Source organism: Kribbella sp. NPDC031520, from assembly GCF_055580825.1.
Genome location: NZ_JBVIKS010000008.1, coordinates 156,550 through 178,159 on the forward strand (window position 1 = coordinate 156,550; position 21,610 = coordinate 178,159).

The 21,610-nt window shown below is 69.3% G+C and carries 21 protein-coding genes; 7 read left to right on the forward strand and 14 right to left on the reverse strand.

The window, feature by feature from the left end:
* Positions 1-28 precede the first annotated feature (28 nt).
* A complete protein-coding gene (locus ACZ5BU_RS34845; RefSeq protein WP_465704960.1) occupies positions 29-628 on the forward strand; it encodes a TetR/AcrR family transcriptional regulator in 600 nt (199 codons plus the stop codon).
* 113 nt (positions 629-741) lie between these two features.
* Positions 742-1,950, forward strand: a complete 1,209-nt coding sequence (locus ACZ5BU_RS34850) for a trans-sulfuration enzyme family protein (protein ID WP_465704962.1) — start codon at positions 742-744, stop codon at positions 1,948-1,950.
* On the opposite strand, the gene ACZ5BU_RS34855 is transcribed toward ACZ5BU_RS34850, so the two are convergent.
* Together ACZ5BU_RS34855 and ACZ5BU_RS34860 are read right to left on the reverse strand one after the other, a co-directional pair.
* Positions 1,937-3,100 (reverse strand): MFS transporter, encoded by a 1,164-nt coding sequence (locus ACZ5BU_RS34855; protein WP_465704964.1) that lies wholly within the window; start codon positions 3,098-3,100, stop codon positions 1,937-1,939. The genes ACZ5BU_RS34850 and ACZ5BU_RS34855 overlap by 14 nt on opposite strands.
* Positions 3,097-3,858 (reverse strand): DeoR/GlpR family DNA-binding transcription regulator, encoded by a 762-nt coding sequence (locus ACZ5BU_RS34860; RefSeq protein ID WP_465704966.1) that lies wholly within the window; start codon positions 3,856-3,858, stop codon positions 3,097-3,099. Before ACZ5BU_RS34860 ends, ACZ5BU_RS34855 begins: the two co-directional genes overlap by 4 nt.
* Positions 3,859-3,910: 52 nt before the next feature.
* Between ACZ5BU_RS34860 and ACZ5BU_RS34865 the strand changes: the two genes are divergently transcribed.
* A complete protein-coding gene (locus ACZ5BU_RS34865) occupies positions 3,911-5,080 on the forward strand; it encodes an MFS transporter (protein WP_465704968.1) in 1,170 nt (389 codons plus the stop codon).
* A 14-nt stretch (positions 5,081-5,094) separates the two neighbouring features.
* Here ACZ5BU_RS34865 and ACZ5BU_RS34870 read toward each other — a convergent pair whose 3' ends face one another.
* Both ACZ5BU_RS34870 and ACZ5BU_RS34875 read right to left on the reverse strand, forming a co-directional pair.
* A complete protein-coding gene (locus tag ACZ5BU_RS34870; protein WP_465704970.1) occupies positions 5,095-6,102 on the reverse strand; it encodes a sugar phosphate isomerase/epimerase family protein in 1,008 nt (335 codons plus the stop codon).
* 11 nt (positions 6,103-6,113) lie between these two features.
* Complete coding sequence (locus ACZ5BU_RS34875) at positions 6,114-7,205, reverse strand: Gfo/Idh/MocA family protein (protein WP_465704972.1); 1,092 nt, start codon at positions 7,203-7,205, stop codon at positions 6,114-6,116.
* 76 nt (positions 7,206-7,281) lie between these two features.
* On the opposite strand from ACZ5BU_RS34875, the gene ACZ5BU_RS34880 reads away from it, so the two are divergent.
* Positions 7,282-8,403 carry an ROK family protein gene (locus ACZ5BU_RS34880; RefSeq protein WP_465704973.1) on the forward strand — a complete coding sequence of 374 codons (1,122 nt, stop codon included), beginning with the start codon at positions 7,282-7,284 and terminating at the stop codon, positions 8,401-8,403.
* A 60-nt stretch (positions 8,404-8,463) separates the two neighbouring features.
* Here ACZ5BU_RS34880 and ACZ5BU_RS34885 read toward each other — a convergent pair whose 3' ends face one another.
* Together ACZ5BU_RS34885 and ACZ5BU_RS34890 are read right to left on the reverse strand one after the other, a co-directional pair.
* Entirely contained in the window at positions 8,464-9,105 is a 642-nt protein-coding gene (locus ACZ5BU_RS34885; protein ID WP_465704975.1) for a response regulator transcription factor, read from the reverse strand.
* The gene (locus ACZ5BU_RS34890; protein WP_465704977.1) at positions 9,102-11,138 is read right to left on the reverse strand and encodes a sensor histidine kinase; all 2,037 of its coding nucleotides are present in this window, start codon (positions 11,136-11,138) and stop codon (positions 9,102-9,104) included. The genes ACZ5BU_RS34885 and ACZ5BU_RS34890 overlap by 4 nt, the downstream gene beginning before the upstream one ends.
* Before the next feature lie 168 nt (positions 11,139-11,306).
* Here ACZ5BU_RS34890 and ACZ5BU_RS34895 point away from each other — a divergent pair, with 168 nt between their 5' ends.
* Positions 11,307-12,035, forward strand: a complete 729-nt coding sequence (locus ACZ5BU_RS34895; protein ID WP_465704979.1) for a hypothetical protein — start codon at positions 11,307-11,309, stop codon at positions 12,033-12,035.
* 29 nt (positions 12,036-12,064) lie between these two features.
* On the opposite strand, the gene ACZ5BU_RS34900 is transcribed toward ACZ5BU_RS34895, so the two are convergent.
* The 4 genes from ACZ5BU_RS34900 to ACZ5BU_RS34915 all read right to left on the reverse strand — a co-directional run bounded on the left by ACZ5BU_RS34900 (position 12,065) and on the right by ACZ5BU_RS34915 (position 16,377).
* The gene (locus tag ACZ5BU_RS34900; RefSeq protein ID WP_465704981.1) at positions 12,065-13,798 is read right to left on the reverse strand and encodes a hypothetical protein; all 1,734 of its coding nucleotides are present in this window, start codon (positions 13,796-13,798) and stop codon (positions 12,065-12,067) included.
* A 25-nt stretch (positions 13,799-13,823) separates the two neighbouring features.
* Positions 13,824-14,525, reverse strand: a complete 702-nt coding sequence (locus ACZ5BU_RS34905; RefSeq protein WP_465704983.1) for an aminoglycoside phosphotransferase family protein — start codon at positions 14,523-14,525, stop codon at positions 13,824-13,826.
* A gap of 68 nt (positions 14,526-14,593) precedes the next feature.
* Positions 14,594-15,598, reverse strand: coding sequence for an NAD(P)H-dependent glycerol-3-phosphate dehydrogenase (locus ACZ5BU_RS34910; RefSeq protein ID WP_465704985.1), 1,005 nt, complete (start codon positions 15,596-15,598; stop codon positions 14,594-14,596).
* Positions 15,595-16,377 (reverse strand): lysophospholipid acyltransferase family protein, encoded by a 783-nt coding sequence (locus ACZ5BU_RS34915; protein ID WP_465704987.1) that lies wholly within the window; start codon positions 16,375-16,377, stop codon positions 15,595-15,597. Before ACZ5BU_RS34915 ends, ACZ5BU_RS34910 begins: the two co-directional genes overlap by 4 nt.
* A 16-nt stretch (positions 16,378-16,393) precedes the next feature.
* Between ACZ5BU_RS34915 and cofC the strand changes: the two genes are divergently transcribed.
* Complete coding sequence (cofC, locus tag ACZ5BU_RS34920; RefSeq protein ID WP_465704989.1) at positions 16,394-17,065, forward strand: 2-phospho-L-lactate guanylyltransferase; 672 nt, start codon at positions 16,394-16,396, stop codon at positions 17,063-17,065.
* A 1-nt stretch (position 17,066) separates the two neighbouring features.
* Positions 17,067-17,273 carry a hypothetical protein gene (locus ACZ5BU_RS34925; protein WP_465704991.1) on the forward strand — a complete coding sequence of 69 codons (207 nt, stop codon included), beginning with the start codon at positions 17,067-17,069 and terminating at the stop codon, positions 17,271-17,273.
* Positions 17,274-17,372: 99 nt separating this feature from the next.
* Here ACZ5BU_RS34925 and ACZ5BU_RS34930 read toward each other — a convergent pair whose 3' ends face one another.
* From ACZ5BU_RS34930 to leuC, 4 genes are all read right to left on the reverse strand, one after another.
* Positions 17,373-17,951 carry an HU family DNA-binding protein gene (locus ACZ5BU_RS34930; RefSeq protein ID WP_465704992.1) on the reverse strand — a complete coding sequence of 193 codons (579 nt, stop codon included), beginning with the start codon at positions 17,949-17,951 and terminating at the stop codon, positions 17,373-17,375.
* 170 nt (positions 17,952-18,121) lie between these two features.
* The gene (gene corA, locus ACZ5BU_RS34935) at positions 18,122-19,288 is read right to left on the reverse strand and encodes a magnesium/cobalt transporter CorA (protein ID WP_465704994.1); all 1,167 of its coding nucleotides are present in this window, start codon (positions 19,286-19,288) and stop codon (positions 18,122-18,124) included.
* 260 nt (positions 19,289-19,548) lie between these two features.
* The gene (gene leuD, locus ACZ5BU_RS34940; protein ID WP_465704996.1) at positions 19,549-20,148 is read right to left on the reverse strand and encodes a 3-isopropylmalate dehydratase small subunit; all 600 of its coding nucleotides are present in this window, start codon (positions 20,146-20,148) and stop codon (positions 19,549-19,551) included.
* A gap of 14 nt (positions 20,149-20,162) precedes the next feature.
* Entirely contained in the window at positions 20,163-21,587 is a 1,425-nt protein-coding gene (leuC, locus tag ACZ5BU_RS34945; protein ID WP_465704998.1) for a 3-isopropylmalate dehydratase large subunit, read from the reverse strand.
* Positions 21,588-21,610 lie beyond the last annotated feature (23 nt).

Sequence of the window (21,610 nt, forward strand, 5' to 3'; positions counted from 1 at the left end):
GCGGGTCGCAGGCGGTACCCTGCCCGCCATGGGACTGCGCGAGGTGAAGCGGGAGCGGACCCGCCGGCTGATCGCGGACAAGGCGTTCGAGCTGTTCAGCGACAACGGGTTCGGCAGCACTACGGTCGAGCAGATCGCGGCCGCGGCCGAGGTCGGCCCGAGCACGCTGTACCGCTATTTCCCGACCAAGGAGGGGCTGGTCCTCGAGTTCGTCGACGACTGCCTGGCGGACGCCGTCACCTGGTTCCACGAGCAGCCCGCGCTGGAGCTGTCGGCCGGCCTGCGCGCGGTGATCGAGCGCGTCCTCGAACGGCTCGAGACCGACCCGGACCGGATCCGCGCAGTGTTCGACCTGGCCGAGCAGACCGGATCCGTGAGCGCCCACCTGAACGAACTGATCTGGCGCTTCCGCAACGACCTCGCCGCCGCACTCGAACGCCGCCTCACCGGCGACCCACTACACGTAGAGTTCGTCGCCGCCCTGTCCGCCGGCATCACAATGAACATCATCGAAAACGTCGTCCGAGTCTGGGTAGACCACCCCACCGCCGTCGACGCCCAAGCCCTCGCCCACCAGGCAATGTCCCTCCTGCAAACCGGCACCATCCCCCTCCCCACCACCCCCTAACCACCCACACCTCCGCACCACACACCCTGCGTCGGCCCGTGCGTTCCGGTTGCTTGTGGGATGGGTGGTACCCGCTGGGCGGGGTGGTGGGGTTGGTAGGGAGAATTTGAGGTATGACTGCTGAGCTCGATCCGTCTACCGTCGTCGTGCATGCCGGGCGTCCGGAGCGGGTTGCCAACGCGCCGGTCGGGCCGTCGCCGGTGTTCAGTTCGACGTACGTTGCCGGCGGCGATCGCGGCTACGGGCGGTTCGGCAATGACGCGTGGAGCGCGCTCGAGGAGACGCTCGGTCAGCTCGAGGGTGGTCGGGCGTTGAGTTTCGCGTCCGGGATGGCGGCTGCCGCGGCGGTGATCGACCTCGTTCCGGTCGGCGGCCGCGTGGTCGCGCCGCAGCACGCGTACTCGGGCGTACTCGCACTGCTCGACCAGCAAGCCGCCACCGGCCGGCTCCGCGTGCAACGGGTGGACATCGCGGACACCGAAGCGGTCGTCGGAACGCTCGACGGTGCCGACATGTTGTGGATCGAGTCGCCGACCAACCCGGCGATGGAGGTCGCCGACATCCCGGCTCTCGCCGCAGCCGCACGCGCCGCCGGCACGGCCGCGAGTACCGCCGGCACGGCCGCGAGTACCGCCGCCGCGCGTGCCACCAGCACGGCCGCACGCGGCGCCGGCGCGACCGCGCGTGCGGCCGGCGTGATCGTCGTCGTTGACAACACGTTCGCCACTCCCCTGCTGCAGCAGCCGTTGCGGCTGGGTGCGGACGTGGTGATGCACTCGGCGACCAAGTTCATCGCCGGTCATTCGGACGTGGTCCTCGGCGCGGTCCTCACCGCCGACGACGACCTGTGGTCCGCGATCGAACTGCGGCGCCGCAGCCTCGGCGCGATCGCCGGGTCGATGGACGCCTGGCTCGCGCTTCGCGGCTTGCGTACCCTCGCGATCCGCCTCGAACGCGCCCAGTCGAACGCCGCGTACCTGGCCGAGCGCCTCCGGCAGCACCCAAGAGTCAGCCGCGTCCGGTATCCGGGCCTGCCCGACGACCCGGGTCATGCCAGGGCGAAGGCGCAGATGTCCGGTTTCGGCGCAATCCTCGCGATCGAACTCGGCGGCGACGCCGCGCTGGCTCAGAGGGTCTGCGAGAGTACGGACCTCTGGGTCAACGCCACCAGCCTCGGCGGCGTCGAGTCGCTGCTCGAACGCCGCCGACGCTGGCCGAGCGAGGTCCCGACCATCCCCGAGGACCTGATCCGGCTGTCCGTCGGCATCGAGCACCCCGAAGACCTCTGGAACGACCTGGAGCGAGCCCTCAACGCTTCTTGAGTACCGGCCCGCCGAAGAACGTCAGTACGCACAGCACGACCGGCAGGACGAACGCGACGTTCAGCGGCATCCAGTGCGCGAGCCCGCCGATCAGCGCGGGCCCTGCGAGCAACCCGACGTACCCGAGACCGACCACGCGCGCCATCAGCGCACCGGAGGACCGCGGATCGAGGTTCCCGGCAGCGGTGAACAGCTGCGGTACGCCGCCCGCGAGGCCGAGTCCGAAGATCGCCCAGCCGACCAGCGCGACCGGCACCCACGGTACGACGATCACCACGGTCAGGCCGACCGCTGCCATCGCGGCGCCCCACCGGACGATCGCCGCCGGACCGACGACGGCCGCGACCCGGTCGGTGAGGAACCGCCCGACGGTCATCGCGACCGCGAACGCGCCGTACGCGTAGGCCGCCGTACTGACCGACGTCCCGAGGATGTCGCGGAAGTGCAGCGCCGCCCAGTCGTTGGCGACACCCTCGGACAGCATCAGCCCGAAGGCGAGTCCGCCGAGCGCCCACACCAGCTTCGCCGACGGTTTGCCCCGCGGAGCTTCGTCCGCCTCGACCGGAGGTTCGGTTGCCTCCAGCAAGAACCGGCTGGCGATCAGCGCGAGCACGATGCAGACCAGGCCGGACAGGGCGAGCGTGACCTCGGTCGGTACGCGGGCCCGCAACGTGGCCGCACCGATGACCGCGGCGAGCGCACCGCCGATCGACCACATCGCATGGAACGCGGCCATGATCGGCCGCGGGTACCCGCGCTCGACCACCACCGCCTGTGCGTTCATCCCGACGTCGATCGAACCGTTGCCGAAGCCAACGAAGATCAACGCCAGCCCCAACGTCCACCAGTTCGTGGCGAGACCAGGACCGGCGAGCGCGATACCGAGCAGGATGCCCGCCGCCGGGACGAGCCGGCGCTGGCCGAGTTTGTCGACCAGCGGCCCGGCGACCTGCATACCGGTGAACGCCGCGCCGCCGAGGACCAGCAGGAGCAGGCCGAGCGTGCTGTGCGTGATCCCGGTCCGCTGCTCGATGCTCGGGATGTGGACCACCCACATCCCGACCGCGAAGCCGTTCAGACCGAAGTACATCCAGGTGGCGACGCGGGCGGCTCGAGGTGGGGCGGAGAGTTGTAAGTCGGTGGCGGTCAAGACGCGACCTCGACGAGGGTGCCGCGTTGGGTGAGCAAGGTTCGCTGGTCCTCGGGAGCAGAGTCGTCGGTGATGATCAGGTCGGGGCGATCGGCCGAGCAGACGAAAGCGAGTGCGGCGCGGTCCCACTTCGCCCCGTCGGCCAGCACGATCGAGCGGCTCGCGACCCGAAGAGCCTCCTGCTTGACCTCCGCGTCACCCAGGTCGAAGGCGGTCAGCCCGGCGTCCAGGCTGAACGCACACGGGCTCAGTACGGCCACGTCGAAGCGCAGCGCCCGCAGCGAGGCGACGGTCAGCGGGCCGACCAGCGAGAGCTCGCCCTTGCGCGCCTCACCGCCCGGCATCAGCAGGCGAATGCGCGGCGCGTCGGCGAGCTCGTGCGCGACGTGCAGCGACAGCGGCATCACCGTCATCGCGCGGTCGTGCAGGAGCTTCGCGGTCTCGAGGGCCGTCGTACCGCTGTCGAGGACGATCGTCTCGCCGTCGCGGAGGTGCTCGACCGCGGCGCGGGCGATCGCCTGCTTCGCGGCGACGGCCGCCTGGGAGCGGAGCGAGTGCGGCGGTTCGAGACCGGACGGCATCGCCGACACCGCGCCGCCGTGGACGCGCTTCAGCACTCCCTGCGCGGCGAGGAGGTCGAGGTCGCGGCGGATCGTCATGTCGGACGCCTCGGTCGCCTCGACCAGTTCCTGGACCGACACTCGGTCACCGACACGCAGTCGTTCTACGATCACTTGGTGCCGTTCCGCACTTCTCATGCGCAGAAAACTACCATCCGTCTGATCGTTCAAACAGATAGTGTGTTCGCTTGTGACTGATGACACCACCCTCGTCAAGCGTTCCCGGTACGCCGTCGCCGCGGTCTTCTGCGTGCACGGATCGGTGACCGGCTCGTTCGCGACGCGGGTGCCGTGGATCCAGGAGCATGCCGGCCTCTCCGCGGGCGAGCTCGGGCTGGCGCTCGCGTTCCCGGCACTCGGCGCCGCGCTGATGATGCCGCTCGCCGCCCGGGTCACCCATCGGTTCGGCACCCGCAACGCGCTGCGCGGGCTGCTCGCGCTCTGGACGCTCGCCTTGATCCTGCCGTCGTTCGCACCCGGCCTGCTGACGCTGTGCGCGGCCCTGCTGATCTACGGCGGTACGGCGGGGATGGCCGACGTCGCCATGAACGCACTCGGCGTCGAGGTGGAACGCCGGCTGAAGAAGTCGATCATGTCCGGCCTGCACGGCCTGTGGAGCGTTGGCGCGCTGCTCGGATCCGCCGTCGGTACGGTCGCCGCGCACGCGAATCTCAGTGCGCAGGTGCATCACACGATCGCGGCCGTCGTACTGACGATCATCGGCGCGGTGGTGTGCCAGTTCGTACTGAACCTGCATCCCGAGGACGACGAGGAGCCGCCGGCGCGGTTCGCGTTGCCGCCGAAGTCGGCGTTACTGATCGGGGCGGTCGGGTTCTGTGCGGTGTTCGCCGAGGGTGCGAGCCTGGACTGGTCCGCGGTGTACCTGCGCGACATCCTGGACAGCTCGGCCGGGGTCGCGGCAGGTGCGACCACCGGCTTCGCGTTGACGATGGCGATCGCGCGGATCACCGGCGACGCGGTCGTCGACCGGTTCGGCGCGGTCCGGACGGTCCGCGCCAGCGGTGTGATCGCGACCCTCGGCGGTCTGCTCGTGGTCGTCTCCCCTGACGCGATCGTCGCGATGATCGGCTTCGGGCTGATCGGGATCGGCATCGCGGTCGTCGTACCGCTCGCCTTCGCCGCGGCCGGTCACACCGGCGCCAACGCGAGTCAGGCAATCGCCGGCGTTGCCACCATCACGTACGCCTCCGGCCTGGTCGCCCCGTCGATCATCGGCGGCATCGCCCAGGCCAGCAGCCTGACCATCTCGTTCGTCGTGGTCACCGCGCTTGCCGCCGGGCTCGCGGTCTTCGCCCGCGTACTCGCAACCAAGACAGAGGCCGACGACCTGCAACGGTGACCAGGTCAGCTCGGCTACTTGTCGGTGGCGAAGGCTGCGTCGAAGGCGGCTTCCGGCTTGTCGAAGGCGAGCTTGCGGATGGTGTCGACCGCCTCCGCCGCGCCGACCTTGCGCTCCATGCCGGCGTCCTCCCACTCGACCGAGATCGGGCCGTCGTAGCCGATCGAGTTCAGCACCCGGAAGCAGTCCTCCCACTGCACGTCGCCGTGACCGGTGGAGTAGAAGTCCCAGCCGCGCCGCGGGTCGGCCCACGGCAGGTGGGAACCGAGCCGGCCGTTGCGGCCGCCGCCGACCCGCATCCGGGTGTCCTTGCAGTCCACGTGGTAGATCCGGTCCTTGAAGTCCCAGAGGAACGCGACCGGGTCGATGTCCTGCCAGACCATGTGCGACGGGTCCCAGTTCAGCCCGAACGCCTCGCGGTGGCCGATGGCCTCGAGCGCGAACGTGGTGGTCCAGTAGTCGTACGCGATCTCCGACGGGTGCACCTCGTGCGCGAACCGGACGCCCTCGGAGTCGAACACGTCGAGGATCGGGTTCCAGCGGTCGGCGAAGTCCTGGTACCCGGCCTCGATCCGGTCCGCCGGTACCGGCGGGAACATCGCGACGTACTGCCAGATCGACGAGCCGGTGAAGCCGACCACGGTCCGCACGCCGAGCTTCGCCGCCGCCCGGGCGGTGTTCTTCAGGTCCTCCGCGGCGCGCTGCCGTACCCCCTCGGCGTCGCCGTCGCCCCAGACCCGGGACGGCACGATCGCCTGGTGCCGGAAGTCGATCGGGTCGTCGCAGACCGCCTGTCCCACCAGGTGATTGGAGATCGCGAAGACCTGCAGGTTGTACTTGGCCAGGATGTCCTTGCGGCCCTGGACGTACGAGTCGTCGTCGACGGCCTGCTGGACGTCGAAATGGTCACCGGAGCAGGCGATCTCGACGCCGTCGTACCCGGCCTCGGACGCGAACTGGCAGACCTCTTCGAACGGCAGGTCGGCCCACTGGCCGGTGAAGAGAGTGATCGGACGAGGCATCTGACGGGCTCCTAGTTGTCGACGGTGATCCAGGCAGAGTCGTTGGCGGCAGACCGCAGTACGGCGTCGACCACACGGGCCGACCGCGCGCCGGCGGCGAAATCGGGCAGGCCGTCCGGGTGGTCCCCCAGTACGGCCGCGTAGCTGTCGGCGACGAACGAGTCGAACGCGTCCTGGTACCCCTGCGCGTGACCGGCCGGCAGCCGGTTCACCCGTACCGCGTCCGGGCTGAGCGTGCCGGGGTCGCGGGTCAGCAGCTGCGACGCGTCCACGTGGCCGACCCACAGGCGGTCCGGGTCCTCCTGGTCGAAGCCGAAGCTCGACTCGGTACCCGACACCTCGAGGTACAGCCGGTTCTTCCGGCCGGCGGCGACCTGACTGACCACGATCGTCCCGACCACGCCGGCCTCGGTCCGGAACTGCGCGGTCGCCAGGTCCTCGGTCTTCACCTCGACGCCGCCGCGCTGCGCCCGTACCGTCCGAAGCTGGGCACTGATCGCGGCGATCCGGTCGCCGGTGACGAACTCGGTCAGGTCGCACCAGTGCGAGCCGATGTCCGCGAACGTCCGCGACGGGCCGCCGGTGGTGTCGTCGACGCGCCAGTTCTGGTCGTCGGCGCCGGCCAGCCAGTCCTGCAGGTACGAGCCGTGCAGGCTGGTGATCAGGCCGGCCTCGCCCGCGGCGATCCGGGCGCGCAGCTCGCGGACCATCGGGTGGTAGCGGTAGACGAACGGCACCGCGCCGACCAGCTGCGCCTCGTACGCCGCGGTCTGCAGGCCGATCGCGTCCTCGACGGACGTCGCGAGCGGCTTCTCGCAGACGACGTGCTTGCCGGCGTCGAGGGCCTTGAGCGTCACGTCCCGGTGCGTGTTGTTCGGCGTACAGACGTGCACCACGTCGACGTCCGCGGCGAGCAACTCGTCGAGGGTCGCGAACCCACGCTCGGCGCCGGTCGCCTCGGCCGCGGCCTGCGCACGCGCGGGCGACGATCCGACGGCTCCCACGACGGTCGCCCCGGACACCAGCGCGGCCCTGCCATGGACCTGGCCCATGAACCCACCGCCGACGATCCCGACCCTCAGCTTCCGCGCATTGGTGGACACGTCGAAGGACGCTATGGGACCCTTTTGAACCCTGTCAAGCAAAAGTCCACGACCAGTCCGACGAAAGTCCCGGTGCATGAGCGATCTCGGTACGGCGGACCCGCTGCTGCGGCTGCTCCGTGACGGTCAGCCGCGGACGCGCGCGGAGCTGATCGAGCTCAGCGGGCTGACCCGATCGACCGTGACCGGGCGGATCGAGACGCTGCTCGCGGCCGGTCTCGTCGTACCGTCGGGTGAGGCCGCGTCGACGGGTGGGCGGCCGCCGGCGCGGTTCCGGTTCAACCCGACGGCTCGGCTCGTGCTGGCGGCGGACGTCGGCGCGACGCATTTGTCGGTGGCGCTCACGGATCTGACTGGGACGATCCTGGACCGGTCGACGACTCCGCTCGCGATCGCCGAAGGACCCGAGGTCGTGCTCGACGCGGTCGCCGAGGCCGGGCTGACTCTGCTGCGTACGGCGGGACGGTCGCCGGCGGACCTCGCCGGGACCGGGGTCGGACTGCCCGGGCCGGTCGAGCACAGCACGGGCCGGCCGAACCATCCGCCGATCATGCCGGGCTGGGACTCGTACGACGTCGTCGGCCGGCTGAGCCGGAAGCTCCCGGGGCCGGTGCTGGTCGACAACGACGTGAACATCATGGCGCTCGGCGAACACGCCACGGCGTACCCGGACGTCGAGCACCTGCTGTTCGTGAAAGTTGCCACCGGCATCGGTGCGGGCGTGATCAGCGGCGGCCGCCTGCACCGCGGCGCTCAGGGCGCGGCCGGCGACATCGGCCACATCCAGATCCTCGGCCGTACCGAACTGTGCCGCTGCGGGAACCACGGTTGCCTGGAGGCGATCGCCTCCGCCACCGCCGTCGCGGCTGGGCTCGACGGCGCAACCACGAGCCAGGACATCGTCGACCTGGTCCGCGCCGGAAACACCGCCGCCACCACCGCGATCCGTCAGGCCGGCCGCGAGATCGGCACCGTCCTGGCCGCGGCCGTCAGCCTCCTGAACCCGACGGTGATCGTCGTCGGTGGCTCACTCTCCCAGGCGGGCGACAGCCTACTGGCTGGAATACGGGAGACCATCTATGCCAGATCGTTGCCCTTGGCGACCACAGACCTCCAGGTCCGCACCTCCCGAACCGGCCAGGACGGCGCGCTCCGCGGCGCCGCGATCCTCGTCCAGCAGCATGTGCTGGCGCACTGACGACCACCCTCGAACACCTCGCGGACGTCCGCGCACCACCCGACCGCGGGACGGTGGAGCTCAGTGGTCGCCGAGGCCGGCGGAGCGGGCCCGGATGATGGCTTCGGAGCGGCCGGCCACCTGGAGCTTGGCGAAGATGCTGGTGATGTGATTGCCAACGGTCGCCACGGCCAGTCCGAGCCGGCCGGCGATGGCGGCGTTGCCCAGCCCGCCGGCGATCAGGTCCAGCACCTCGCGTTCGCGCGGCGTCAGCTGGGGGAAGGCCGGCTGGTCGGCGCGCGGCCCGGACAGATAGGCGAGCGCCCGGCGCGCGATCCCCGGCCCGAAGATCGCCTCGCCGGCGGCGACCGCGGCGATGGCCCGGATCACGTTGTCCGGCGCCGCACCCTTCAGCACATAACCCTGGGCGCCGGCGCGCATCGCGGCGAACACCGACTCGTCGTCGTCGAACATGGTCAGCATGAGCACGGCCACGTCAGGCGCGACCCGGCCGATCTCGGTGGTCGCGTCGATCCCGGACAGTCCGGGCATCTGGATGTCCATCACCAGCACGTCGGGATGCAGTATCACGGCCGCACGAACCGCCTCCTCGCCGTTGGCCGCCGTACCGATCAACTCGTAGCCGTCATGCGCCGACAGCAGCGCGCCGAGGCCTTCGCGCACGATGCCGTGGTCGTCCGCCACCACGATCCGCAGCGTCATGGCCGCACCTCGAGTACGGCCGGCCCCAGAGGCAGTACGACGCTGACCGTGCACCCGGTCCGGTCGTAGCGGACGTCGCACTCGCCACCCAGCTCGGCCGCCCGCTCGGTGATGGAGGCGAGCCCGACACCCGGTTGCCATTCCGGCCCGTCGTTGAGCCCGTTGTCGCGTACCTCCAGCAGGAGCCGGCCGTGCTCGACAGCAATTCGGACCCCGGCGGTGGTCGCGCTCGAGTGCCGAATCACGTTCGTCAGGGCCTCCGTGGCGATCCGGTACGTCGCGACTTCCACGGCGGCGGGCAGTTCGCCGAGTTCCGGCGGCGCGTCCACCGTGATGCCGAGGGCAGCACCGTCCGTACGCGGGCCCGCGGACACGACGTACTCACGAAGGGCGCCCACCAGACCGAGTCCGTCCAGCGCGGCCGGCCGCAACTGGTCCACGAGCCGGCGGATCTCGTCGACCGCCCCGATCGTCAGGTCGCGCAGGCGCGCCAACAGCTCCGAACTCCGATCACGATCGGCGTCGAGCAGGCGCAACGCCGCCTCGGCGTTCAGCACCACCGCAGTCAGCACCGGGCCGAGTCCGTCGTGCAGGTCGCGGCGGATCCGCCGCCGTTCTTCCTCGCGGCCGGTGATGGCGCGCTCCCGTGAATCCCGCAACTGATCGGCCAGCCGTCTGGCCTGCACCGCCACCGCAAGCGGAGCCGCGAGCAGAGTGAGTACCTGCTCGTCGGCCGGATCGAGTCGCTGTTCGCCCGAACGCAAACCGACGACCAGCTCCCCCAGCCGCTCGGCACCGGAGCCGAGCGCGATCGCATGCCGTGCCGCGGGCAGCTCGCCGTACGCTGACACCTGCTTGCCGTCCACCAGGACAGCCGCCGCCGGGAAACGCATCACCCGGCACAAGGCGTCGAGTACGCCGTCGAGCCCGGTGCCGGCCGCTGTGCCGAGCCGGGCGCCGACCTCGACCATCGCCCGCACCGGATCCTGGCGTGCACCGTAGAACGCACGCTGGATCAGCCGCTGCAACCAGACCCGCGCGGGATTGAAGGCGAGCGCGATCACCACGGTGGCGACGACCGACGAGTTCAGCGAAACCTGGTGCCGAACGGTTCGGTCGAGGAGCAGGACGAGCGCCAGGTAGCCGGCCACCACCGCGCCGGTGAGCAGGAGGTACAGCACCGATCGCGAGACCACCAGCCGGATGTCGAGCAGCTGGTGCCGCAGGATAGCGACCGCCACCGCCACCGGGACGAGCAGGATCGGCAGCACCCCGAGCAGCAGCGACTCCGAGCCGGCCGCGGTCGCGACAGCGAAGCAGCCGACCATCAGGATCGTTGCCAGCAGCAACCAGAGGACCTGCCGACGGACCTGTTCGGAGCCGCGCCGGTAGCGGACGACGACTGCGGCCGGCGCCAACAGGTAGCCGGCCACGAGCCCGATCGCGCTCGCGTTCTGGAGCCAGACGATCTGCCGGAACCCGGACCAGGCCGGGTATTCCGGAATGCCCAGCTCGGCCGTCAGTCCGCCGTTCGGGTCCAGGACCGCGGCCGCCGTATAGCTGATGCCGGTGAAGCAGAGCACCGCGACGACCCAGCGCCAGCGCCGGCCCGGCAGCCGCCCGTCGGGGAACAGGATGAGCGACAACGGCAGCAGCGTCGCCAAGGTCCACGTCCAGCCGGCGTTCGTCACCGTGGCGAATCCGCGCCAGAAGCCTCGTGGCTCCCCCAGCCAGGCGAGCACGCTGGTCCCGAGCGCGGTCGAGCCGTAGCACAAGCCGCCGATCAGGAGCGACCAGCCGACCAGGTTCCGTGGCTGCCGGTCCGCGATCGGCCAGCCGGCCAACGCCAGGCACAGCCCGATCAGGGCATTGCTCACGACGAACAGGTCGATCAGCCGCGACCAACTCAGCCCGGATGCCGTTGCGGCGACGACGGTGATTACTGCGCCCAGCAACGCCACGCCGAGTGCAGCGAGAGCCACCGATCGCAGCCGGCGATCGGTCCTACCGGTCACGTCCGGATCGGCCCTCATGAGCCCATCATCAGACCTCGAACCCACAGGCGGGTAGGGGGCTGGCCCCAGGGCGCCCAGGAAGGTCTCCCGGGCGGGTGTGAGCCGCGAACCTGCCGCCTGGGGCCGGTCCGGTCCGACGCTGAGGTCTCCAGCGCTGACGGCAGCGCACTCGCAAAGGAGTTGCTCATGTCCACCACAACCTCGAAGACTTCCAAGACAGGCAAGTCCGAACGGAAACCGCGGGACGTGCGGGGATTCTGGCGGGTCCTGCTCGCCGTGATCGCCCCGGTGCCGATCCTGCTTCAGGGGATCGTCTACCTGATCAGCCCGGTCGACGGCAACGCGCCGTTCGGCGAGACTGTCGTGGCGGTCACAGCGCACCAGGGCCGGTTCGAGCTCATGCAATGGCTGCAGGTGCCCTGGTTCCTGCTGATCCCGGCGAGCTTCGCCGTCGCGTGGGTCACGCGCCGGCGAGTGCCGCGACTGTCCACCGTCGGAGCCATCGTCACCATGGGAGGTCTGGGAGCCGGGCTGTTCCTGCTGGGTGGTCCGGTGACGCCGGAGTACCTGACGGTCCACGAACACCTGGATCCGGCGACGATGGAGAAGCTGAGGTCCGCGATGGACAACCTGCCGATCTTCGCCGTCGGGAGTCTGCTCTTCATCCTCGCCATCACGGTCGGCCTGTTGCTGCAGGGGATCGCTCTGGCGCGCAGCCGGGTTGCTCCGGTCTGGATGGGGATCGCCCTCGCCGTCGGCGGCTTCACTCACCCGTTCATGCCGGGCCACGTCGCCGCCGGTATCGGGCTAGTGGTCACCGCGGTCGGTTTCGCCGGCGCCAGTATCGCCCTCTTGCGGACCCCCAACGACGCGTTCGATCTGCCGCCTGAGGGCCTTGCTAGGCGATCCAGCTGAGGGCCGCCATTCTGGTCCAGCAACACGCCCTAGGCCATTGACGCGATCGTCCGTAGAACGTCTCCCACCCCGTCACTGACACGCAGGAGGTACCTACGCACGCGTTCGATGTCCTCAGCCGTGCAGGGCGCACCGTCGCGCAACCGATCCAGCCACTCCTCTTCGCCTCGCGGCAAGAACGTGAGAGAGCGCGGGTCGATCGGAGTCCCCGGCGTCGCCCCGTCCAGCAGGCGCGTCGCTTGCGCGTCGAACGCGTCCACGTCCGCCCGGCAGAGGGCCAGTTGCTCTTCGGTGACCGGAGCCGCAGCGGCTGCGTCGGGCCCACCGAGCATCACGTAGTACACACTGAGCAGCGTCCCGGCCAACTGCTGAGCCGCCGCGAGGCCGGACGGTCCGAGATTGATGAGAATGGCGAACGCACGGAACCGCGCCGACGGATCGTCGATGGTGCGCATCGCCTCGACCAACTGACCGGCGAAGACGTCGGGGTCGGCGTTGAGCTGCCACCAGAGTCCGGGCTCGCCGACCAGGCACCGGTCCACCGAGCGCAGCCACGTCCGGACGTCGGCTGTCGTCAGGTCTGAGCGCCACTCGCCCGCATCGAGTGTCCACCCGCCGTCGAGTTTCCAGCCGGCCCACGGGAACAGCACGCCCTGACGCCCCAGCGGCGTCAGCGTGCAGCCGTCCAGAACTCCGAGCCGCTGCAGGCGATCCACCGCGGACCGTCCCTCCGGCGTCGCGAGGACAGCGGTCACGTCGGCGGACGTTTCGTCGACACCTGGGTGGTACGTCGCCAGAATCAGCCGGACGACCAGATCATGCACCGGATCCGGGAGATCGGCGATCGCCGCCTCGGCAACCTCCGACCAGCGCGCGAGCACCTCGTCGTCGTCCGCCCAGAGGTCGAGATTCTCACCACGGAAGATCCGCAACGGCACCGGCCAGAGAAACCCGCCCAGCACCGCCAGTCGCCACGCCTCCTGCACCAGTTCCGGATCCGCGAGTGACGTCCCGGCGGACACCTCCGCCACGACGTCGTCCGCCAGGCGGCCACCCGTCCAAGCACCCACCCGATCGGCGAGGTACTCGGCGACCTCGATCACGGCCGCCATCAACGGTGCCGTCCGGGCCGCCGCGACCAGAGTTGACGGCAAAGTAATCGTCGGCCGGGGAACGACGGCAGCACCCCACAGGCCGCGCGGAAGGTCGACCGGGGGGCGCCACACCGGCCCGATCAGCTCGTCCCGGCGCTCGCGCGGTAGCCGGTCGAAGCGCGTCTGCCAGCCCTCGCCGTCCGTACCGGCCGGCGGCTCGAACTTCGCCTCCGTCCGCAGCCAGTGCCGACGCAGCCGCAGGGCCCACCGCGCCGGGTCCTCCATCCGGCGCCCGAGGTCGGACGTCAGGATGTCCAGCAGATCCTTCGTCTCCTGCCGGATCGTGGTGGTGCCGCGCTCGACGGTCAGCTTCATCAGGATGAATTCCCGCAGCAGGGGCAGCGTGCGGACCAGAGCTTCACGCACCTGCGCGTCGACCTGGAACGAGAACGGCGCGATCTCGACCACGGTCCGGAACAGCGCGGTGTTCGGCCACACCATCGCCCCGGGAACCCCTTGCCCCATGTCGTCGCGCAATCCGAACACTTGCTGCACCTCACGACGAGCCCACAGCAGGTCCCGGATCAGCTCGAGATCAGGGTTGCCGACGGCACCCGATTCGTCCATCCAGTCGACGAAGTGGTTGACGAACAACTCGATCTGGTCCACACCACGACGCTAGCCGAGCCCCAGGTCACTTCCAGGCGACCGCGATCTGGTCGATCAAGCCGACGATACGTTCGAGTTCGCTCCCACCACGGGCCCGGCCGAAGCCGTGGCGACGGCCCCAGAACGACGTCTGGACGGCGACCAGTTGCGTCCAGCGGCGGATGCGTTTCGCGTCGAGGCCGGACGCGTCGGCGAACTCGTTCAGCTCGGCCTGCAACCGGCGGAGCAGGTCGGCGCCGACCAGGCCGCCCAGGAACAGGTGGTACGCGCGGGTGCGCAGGAAGATCGCCGCGTCGTACGCCGGGTCGCCGACGTAGCCCTTCGGATCGACGGCCAGCCAGGGCTCCCGGTCCGCGCGGAGGATGTTGCGCGGATGGAAGTCGCCGTGGATCAGGATCTCCGGCTGCTCGCGGCCGAGCTCATCGACGACGGCGAGGGCACCGTCGACCACAGCCGCCGGCAACGGGTGGTCGAGCTCAGCGGAGTCCTTGCGGAGTTCCTCCGCCCAGGTATCGGCCCGCTCGGACATCCGCGGCAGGCCGACCGGTGCCGGGATCCGCAACCTGCGATGCAGCTCGCCCGCGATCGCGACGACGTCCTCGTTGTGCTCCATCAGCGTGGTGGGATGCACGCGCTCGAGCAGCATGGCGTAGCGGGCGTCGTCGCGTTCGTACAGCTTGACCGCGCCCTCACCACCCCAAGCCTCAAAGGCGTCCGGCTCATGCATGTTGCCCGGGTGCGGGAAACCTTGAGGACGGCGTCCCGGACGGCACGACTTGGCGAAGGTGGTTGGGATCATCCCCAGCGTTCTGACTTTGCTGAGCGGGAGACGAGGCTGAAGAGCATGTCTTTCGGGGTCATCTCGCCGGCTACGACCTTGGTGACGTGTTCGGCGATCGGCATCTCGACGTCGTGGTGGTGGGCGAGTTCGGTGATCGAGGCGCAGGACTTCACGCCCTCCGCGACCTGACGGGTGCCGCCGGCGATCTCCGCGACGCTCATGCCCTGGCCGAGTTTCTCGCCGAAGGTCCGGTTGCGGGACAACGGCGACGAGCAGGTCGCGACGAGGTCGCCGAGCCCGGCCAGGCCGGAGAACGTGTGCTCGTCGGCGCCCAGTGCCGTACCGAGCCGGGCGATCTCGGCCAACCCGCGGGTGATCACCGAGGCGCGGGCGTTGTCGCCGAAGCCGAGGCCTACGGCCATCCCGACCGCGAGCGCGATCACGTTCTTGCAGGCGCCACCGAGCTCACAGCCGACGACGTCGTTGTTCGTGTACGGGCGGAACGTCGGGGAATGGCAGAGCTTCTGCAACCGCGCCGCCGTCCCCTCGTCCGTACAGGCGACGACGGACGCGGCCGGTTGACCCTCGGCGATCTCGCGGGCCAGGTTCGGCCCGGAGACGACCGCGATCCGTTCCGGCCCGGCGCCGGTGAGTTCGGCGATCACCTCGCTCATCCGCTTCGTCGTACCGAGCTCGACGCCCTTCATCAGGCTGACCAGCGGTACGGCGTTCGGCAGTACGCCGGCCCAGTCCGTGAGGTTGTCCCGCAACGACTGCGACGGCACCGCGAGTACGACGGCCTCCGCTCCGTCGGCCGCCACGGCGGGGTCGTGGGTCGCGGTGATCGCATCAGGCAATCGCAGACCGGGAAGGTACTCGGCGTTCTCGTGCCCGGCATTGATCGACTCACAGAGCGACTCACGCCGGCCCCACACGGACACCTGGTTACCGGCGTTCGCCAGCACCACCGCGAACGCCGTCCCCCAGGACCCGGCTCCGAACACCGCGACTTTGGTCATTCCTTCTCCTCACGTCGGGCTTTGCGCAGGTCGTACAGCTCCTTGGGCGGAGTCTCGCCGCGCAGTTCGCCCAGGGTCTCGGCGACCCGGGCCATGATCACCTCGGTTGCCTCGTGCAACAGCTGGTTGGTCAGCGGCTTGCCCTCGAACGCGCTCAGATCGACCGGCGTCCCGGCCCGCACCTGCAGCGTCTTGCGCGGCAGCAGCCGGAACCGGATCTTGCCGGTGTAGGACTTGAGGATCTCCTGGGCGCCCCAGTTCGCCACCGGGATCACCGGGCAGCCGGTCATCAACGCGATCCGGGCCGCACCGGTCTTGCCGGTCATCGGCCACATCGCCGGGTCGCGGGTGATCGTGCCCTCTGGGTAAACGCCCACACACTCGCCGCGTTCGACCGCGGCGACCGCGTCCCGGAACGCGTCCACGGCCTGGGTGGAATCGCGGTACACCGGAATCTGCCCGGCACCGCTGATGATCTTGCCGAGAACCGGGATCTTGAACACCGAGGCCTTGCCGAGGAACCGCGGGATCCGCCGGCACTCCCAGATGAAATAGCCGAGCAGTACCGGGTCGAAATGCGAGATGTGGTTCGGCACATAGACCACGCCGCCGTGCCGCGGCATGTTCTCCCGGCCGGTGAACCGGCACTTGGTGAACACGATCATGAACGGCTTGACAAGCGCGACGATGATGCCGAACCAGAATCCGCGCGGCGGCCGTGGATCGTCGCTCCTGCTGTCCACTGCTGCCTCCTGGTGGTCGAACGCGCCGTCGGTCATGGGAGAATCCTGCCTGATGGCAGACCTACAGGTCGCTCCCTGGACCCTGGTGATCCCGGTGAAGCGTACGGCGATCGCGAAGAGCCGGCTCGCTCCGGCCTACCCTCAGCACCGTCCTGAGCTGGCTCGTGCCTTCGCCGTCGACACTACTGCGGCCGCTCTCCGGTCCCCACTGGTGCAGACCGTTCTGGTGGTCACCGACGACCCGCTGGTCAGCGCGGACGTGACCGCGGCCGGTGCGCGCGTGGTCCCGGATCTCCCCGCCGCGGGGCTGAACGAGGCCCTGTCGCATGGAGCCACCGTGGCGGCCGCGGAGTTCCCCGGTACCGGTGTCGCGGCGTTGTCGGCCGACCTTCCCACCCTCCGTCCGGCCGAGCTCACGGCCGTTCTCGCTGCCTGTACGGCGGCCCGTTCCTTCGTCGTCGACGAGCCCGGCACCGGTACGACGTTGCTCGCGGCAGCATCCGGCGTACCGCTGGATCCCCGCTTCGGCGTCGGTTCCGCCCTGGCCCACCAGGCATCCGGCGCGGTACCGATCGAGCTCCCCGGGATCGAGTCCGTACGTCGTGACGTCGACACCGCAGCGGACCTCGCCCACGCCGTACAACTCGGTGTGGGGCCCGCGACCGCCGACGTGCTCTCGCTGGTGCTCGGTGCGGCGACCGGGACCGAAGGTCTAGCCTGCTGACATGCAGGCGACTGTGAGCAAGTACGACGGTGAAACGTTCTCTGGGGCCGTCCTGACCGACACCGGGATCGAGCTCCCGTTCACGGTGCACGCGGTCGCGAGCACCCCGGTTCGTCATCTGCGCGTCGGCCAGCGCGTGACGATCGAGACCACCGGATCCGGTGCGACGCTGGCAATCACCAAGGTGGACTTCGGCACCCGCCTGTAGTTGCACCCTCTAGTTGCCGGGGACAACGGCGAAGGCCGGTCATCCCCTGGAGTGGGGTGACCGGCCTTCGTGTCGTGCAGGTGCCGCAGTGCGTGAAGATCAGCGAGCGGTACGCTTCGCCGCGGTCTTCTTGGCGGGGGCCTTCTTGGCCGGCGCCTTCTTGGCAACGGTCTTGGCCGGGGCCTTCTTGGCGACCGTCTTGGCCGGGGCCTTCTTGGCAACGGTCTTCGCCGGGGCCTTCTTGGCAACCGTCTTGGCCGGGGCCTTCTTGGCGACCGTCTTCTTCGCAGCGGCGGTCTTCGTGGCGGCGGCCTTGACCGGAGCCGCCTTCTTCGCCGGGGCAGCCGCCTTGGTGGCGGTCGCGGCCGGCTTCGGGGCCACCAGCTTCGGCAGCTTCTTCGCACCGGAGACAACGGCCTTCAGCTCCGCACCCGCGCGGAACTTCGGAACCGTGGTCTTCTTGGCGCGCTTGGTCTCACCGGTCCGCGGGTTGCGCACGATGCGCGCGCCACGCTCGATGGCCTCGAAGGCACCGAAACCGGTGATGGCGACCTTGCCACCCTTCTTGGTCAGCTCGCGCTGCACGGTGTCGATCACCGATTCCAGTGCGTGCTGGGCCTGGCGGCGGTTTCCGTCGAAGTGCACTGCGAGCGCTTCGACCAACTGGCTCTTGTTCACTGCTTCCCTCCGTGAACACTAGACGTCGAGCACAGCGCTCGATCTCACAGGAACGTTATGGACTGAACAGGCCATGCACAAACACCAACGCGGCAATTCGGCCTTGTTTCAGGCGATTCGGGCCACAATTTCGCCCGATCCGGGGTGTTTGAGGGGTTTTCGGAGCAGACTCACAGCCAGCCGCGGCGTTTGAAGATCTGGTGCAGACCTCCACACACCAAGGCCATCAGGCCGATCGCGAACGGATATCCGTACTCCCAGTGCAGCTCCGGCATCTTGTCGAAGTTCATCCCGTAGACGGTCCCGATCAGCGTCGGTGCGAACAGGATCGCCGCCCAGGCAGAGATCCGCTTGACCTCTTCGTTCTGCTCGCTGCTGGCGATCGCGAGGCTCTTCATCTCCTCGTTCTGCTGCTGGGCAACCAGGGTCGCGTTCACCGTCAGGATGTCGCGGAGCAGTTCGCGGAAGCCGTCGACCTTCTCCACCACCTCGGTGACGTGGTCGGCGACGTCGCGCAGTGAACGTTGCAGTTCCTCGTCCACGCCGTACTTCTGGAAGCCGCCGCGCAGTTGCTCGAGCATCCCGACCAACGGCCGGGTGGCGCGCTGGAACTCGATCACCTCACGGGACAGTTCGTAGATCCGCCGCGACACCTTCGGATCGCCGCGGAACACCTCGGTCTCGATCTCGTCGATGTCGTTCTCCAGACCGGCGACCACCGGCGCGTACCCGTCGACGACCTTGTCCATGATCGCGTAGAGGACCGCTTCGGCACCGCGGCTGAGGAGTTCCGGATCGCGTTCGACGCGACGCCGTACGGCGGCCAGGTTGGGCGCTTCGGCATGCCGGACCGTCACCACGAAGTCCGGGCCCACGAAGACGTGCACCTCCCCGAACTCGACCTCCTCGGTCGCGTCCCGGTACCGCGCGGCCTTCAGTACGACGAACAACGTGTCGCCGTACCGCTCCAGCTTCGGCCGCTGATGCGCTTCGTTCGCGTCCTCGATCGCCAGCTCGTGCAGGTCGAACTCCTGCGCCAGCGAGGCGAGCTCGCGGCGGTCCGGCCGGTACAGGCCGATCCAGGCCAGGCTCTGCGGAGCGTCATGCAGTGCGGAGTACGTATCTGCCAGCGAATGCGGGGACGCGACCCGGTTGCCGCCGCAGTAGATCGCGCTGTCGACGACACTGTGCCCCTTGGGCTTCTGCAGGTCGCGCGGCTGCTTGGTGTCCGGCTCGATCGCGGAGGCGGCGGCGGATGCGGCGTGCTTGCGCGCGGCGGCACGCAGTGACGGAGTACGGCTGAACGCACGGAAGGTGCGCAGGCGCAGGTCGGACATGAGTCCTCCAGATGCGGGTGAATCAGGCGAGTGATGAGCACACGTCTGCCCGACCCCACAACTACCGGAGGAAAATCAGTCCCCCGAAGGCCGAGCGAGACCGGTATGTCTGGAGGGATCGCTGCTGTTCATGCGTCCTCACCTCCCCGGTCTCGCAAGCCTTGTGCCGATGATGTCCCCGGCAACCACGCAAGGGTAACACCAGAATTATCGCCCCCGTCCACCAAAACGTTACGGGGGCAACAACTCTGATAGAGCTCTCAGGCCTTGGCAGGAAGGGTTGCCGGCTTGAAGGACGGCCGGGTTGCTTCGTACGCAGAGATCTCGTCCGCGTGCGACAAAGTGATGCCGACGTCGTCCAGACCGTTCAGCAGCCGGTAGCGCGTGTAGTCGTCGATCTCGAAGGGTGCCGAGACGTCACCGGCCGAGATCGTCTTGTTCTCCAGGTCGACCGTGACCTTGGTACCCGGGTCGGTCTCGACCGCGGTCCACAGCTGCTCGACGACGTCCTGCGTCACCAGGGCCGCGAGCAGACCGGCCTTGCCGGAGTTGCCGCGGAAGATGTCGCCGAAGCGCGACGAGACAACGACCCGGAAGCCGTAGTCGAGCAAGGCCCAGACGGCGTGCTCACGCGACGACCCCGTACCGAAGTCCGGTCCGGCGACGAGCACCGAGACACCTTCGTACTCCGGCTGGTTGAGGACGAAGGAAGGATCGTTGCGCCAGGCCGCGAACAGCCCGTCCTCGAAGCCGGTCCGGGTGACGCGCTTCAGGTACACGGCCGGGATGATCTGGTCGGTGTCGACGTTGCTGCGGCGCAGCGGGGCCGCCGTACCGATGTGCTGGGTGAAGGCTTCCATGATTCCGTTGCTCCTCAGGCGTTCGCAGGTACGGCGACGGGCGGCAGGTCGGCCGGTGCGGCCAGGGTCCCGGTGACAGCGGTCGCGGCGGCGACCAGCGGCGACACCAGGTGGGTACGACCGCCCTTGCCCTGGCGGCCTTCGAAGTTCCGGTTGGAGGTGGAGGCGCTCCGCTCACCCGGCGCCAGCTGGTCCGGGTTCATGCCCAGGCACATCGAGCAACCGGCGCCACGCCACTCGGCGCCGGCCTCCTTGAAGGTCTGGTCCAGGCCCTCGGCCTCGGCCTGCAGCCGGACCCGGCCGGATCCCGGGACCACCAGCATCCGGGTGCCCTCGGCAACCTTCCGCCCGGCCAGTACGCCGGCCGCGGCCCGCAGGTCCTCGATCCGGCCGTTGGTGCAGGAGCCCAGGAACACCGTGTCCACGTGGATCTCGCGCAGCGGCGTACCGGCGGTCAGGCCCATGTACTCCAGCGCGCGCTCGGCCGCGACCTTGTCGTTCTCGTTGTCGAAGTCGTCCGGCGACGGCACGGTGGCCGCCAGCGGCACGCCCTGGCCCGGGTTCGTGCCCCAGGTGACGAACGGCGTGATCTCCTCGGCGCGCAGTACGACCTCGCGGTCGAACGTCGCGTCCTCGTCGGTGGCCAGGCTCTTCCAGTACTCGACGGCGGCTTCCCAGTCGACACCCTGCGGCGCGTGCGGCTTGTCCTTCAGGTACTCGAACGTGGTCTCGTCCGGCGCGATCATGCCGGCCTTCGCACCCCACTCGATCGACATGTTGCAGATCGTCATCCGCGCTTCCATCGACAGCGCGCGGATCGCCTCACCGCGGTACTCGACGATGTAGCCCTGGCCGCCACCAGTGCCGACCTTCGCGATCAGCGACAGCACCAGGTCCTTGGCCGAGACGCCGTCGGGCAGTACGCCGTCGACGGTGACCGCCATCGTCTTGGGGCGGGCCTGCATCAGCGTCTGGGTTGCCAGTACGTGCTCGACCTCGCTGGTACCGATGCCGAAGGCAATGGCTCCGAACGCGCCGTGCGTCGAGGTGTGGCTGTCACCGCAGACCACGGTCATCCCCGGCTGGGTCAGGCCGAGCTGCGGGCCGATCACGTGCACGACGCCCTGGTCCGGGTCGCCGAGGGTGTGGATCCGGATGCCGAACTCCTCGGCGTTACTGCGCAGCGTGTCCACCTGGGTCCGCGACACCGGGTCGGCGATCGGCTTGTCCACGTCGAAGGTCGGGACGTTGTGGTCCTCGGTGGCGATCGTCAGGTCCGGCCGCCGGACCTGACGGCCGGCCAGCCGGAGGCCGTCGAAGGCCTGCGGGCTGGTCACCTCGTGGACCAGATGGAGGTCGATGTAAAGGAGGTCGGGTTCTCCGTCGGCATGGCGCACGACGTGCGCATCCCAGACCTTTTCCGACAACGTCCTGCCCATCAGACTCTCCTTTGAGATTTGGA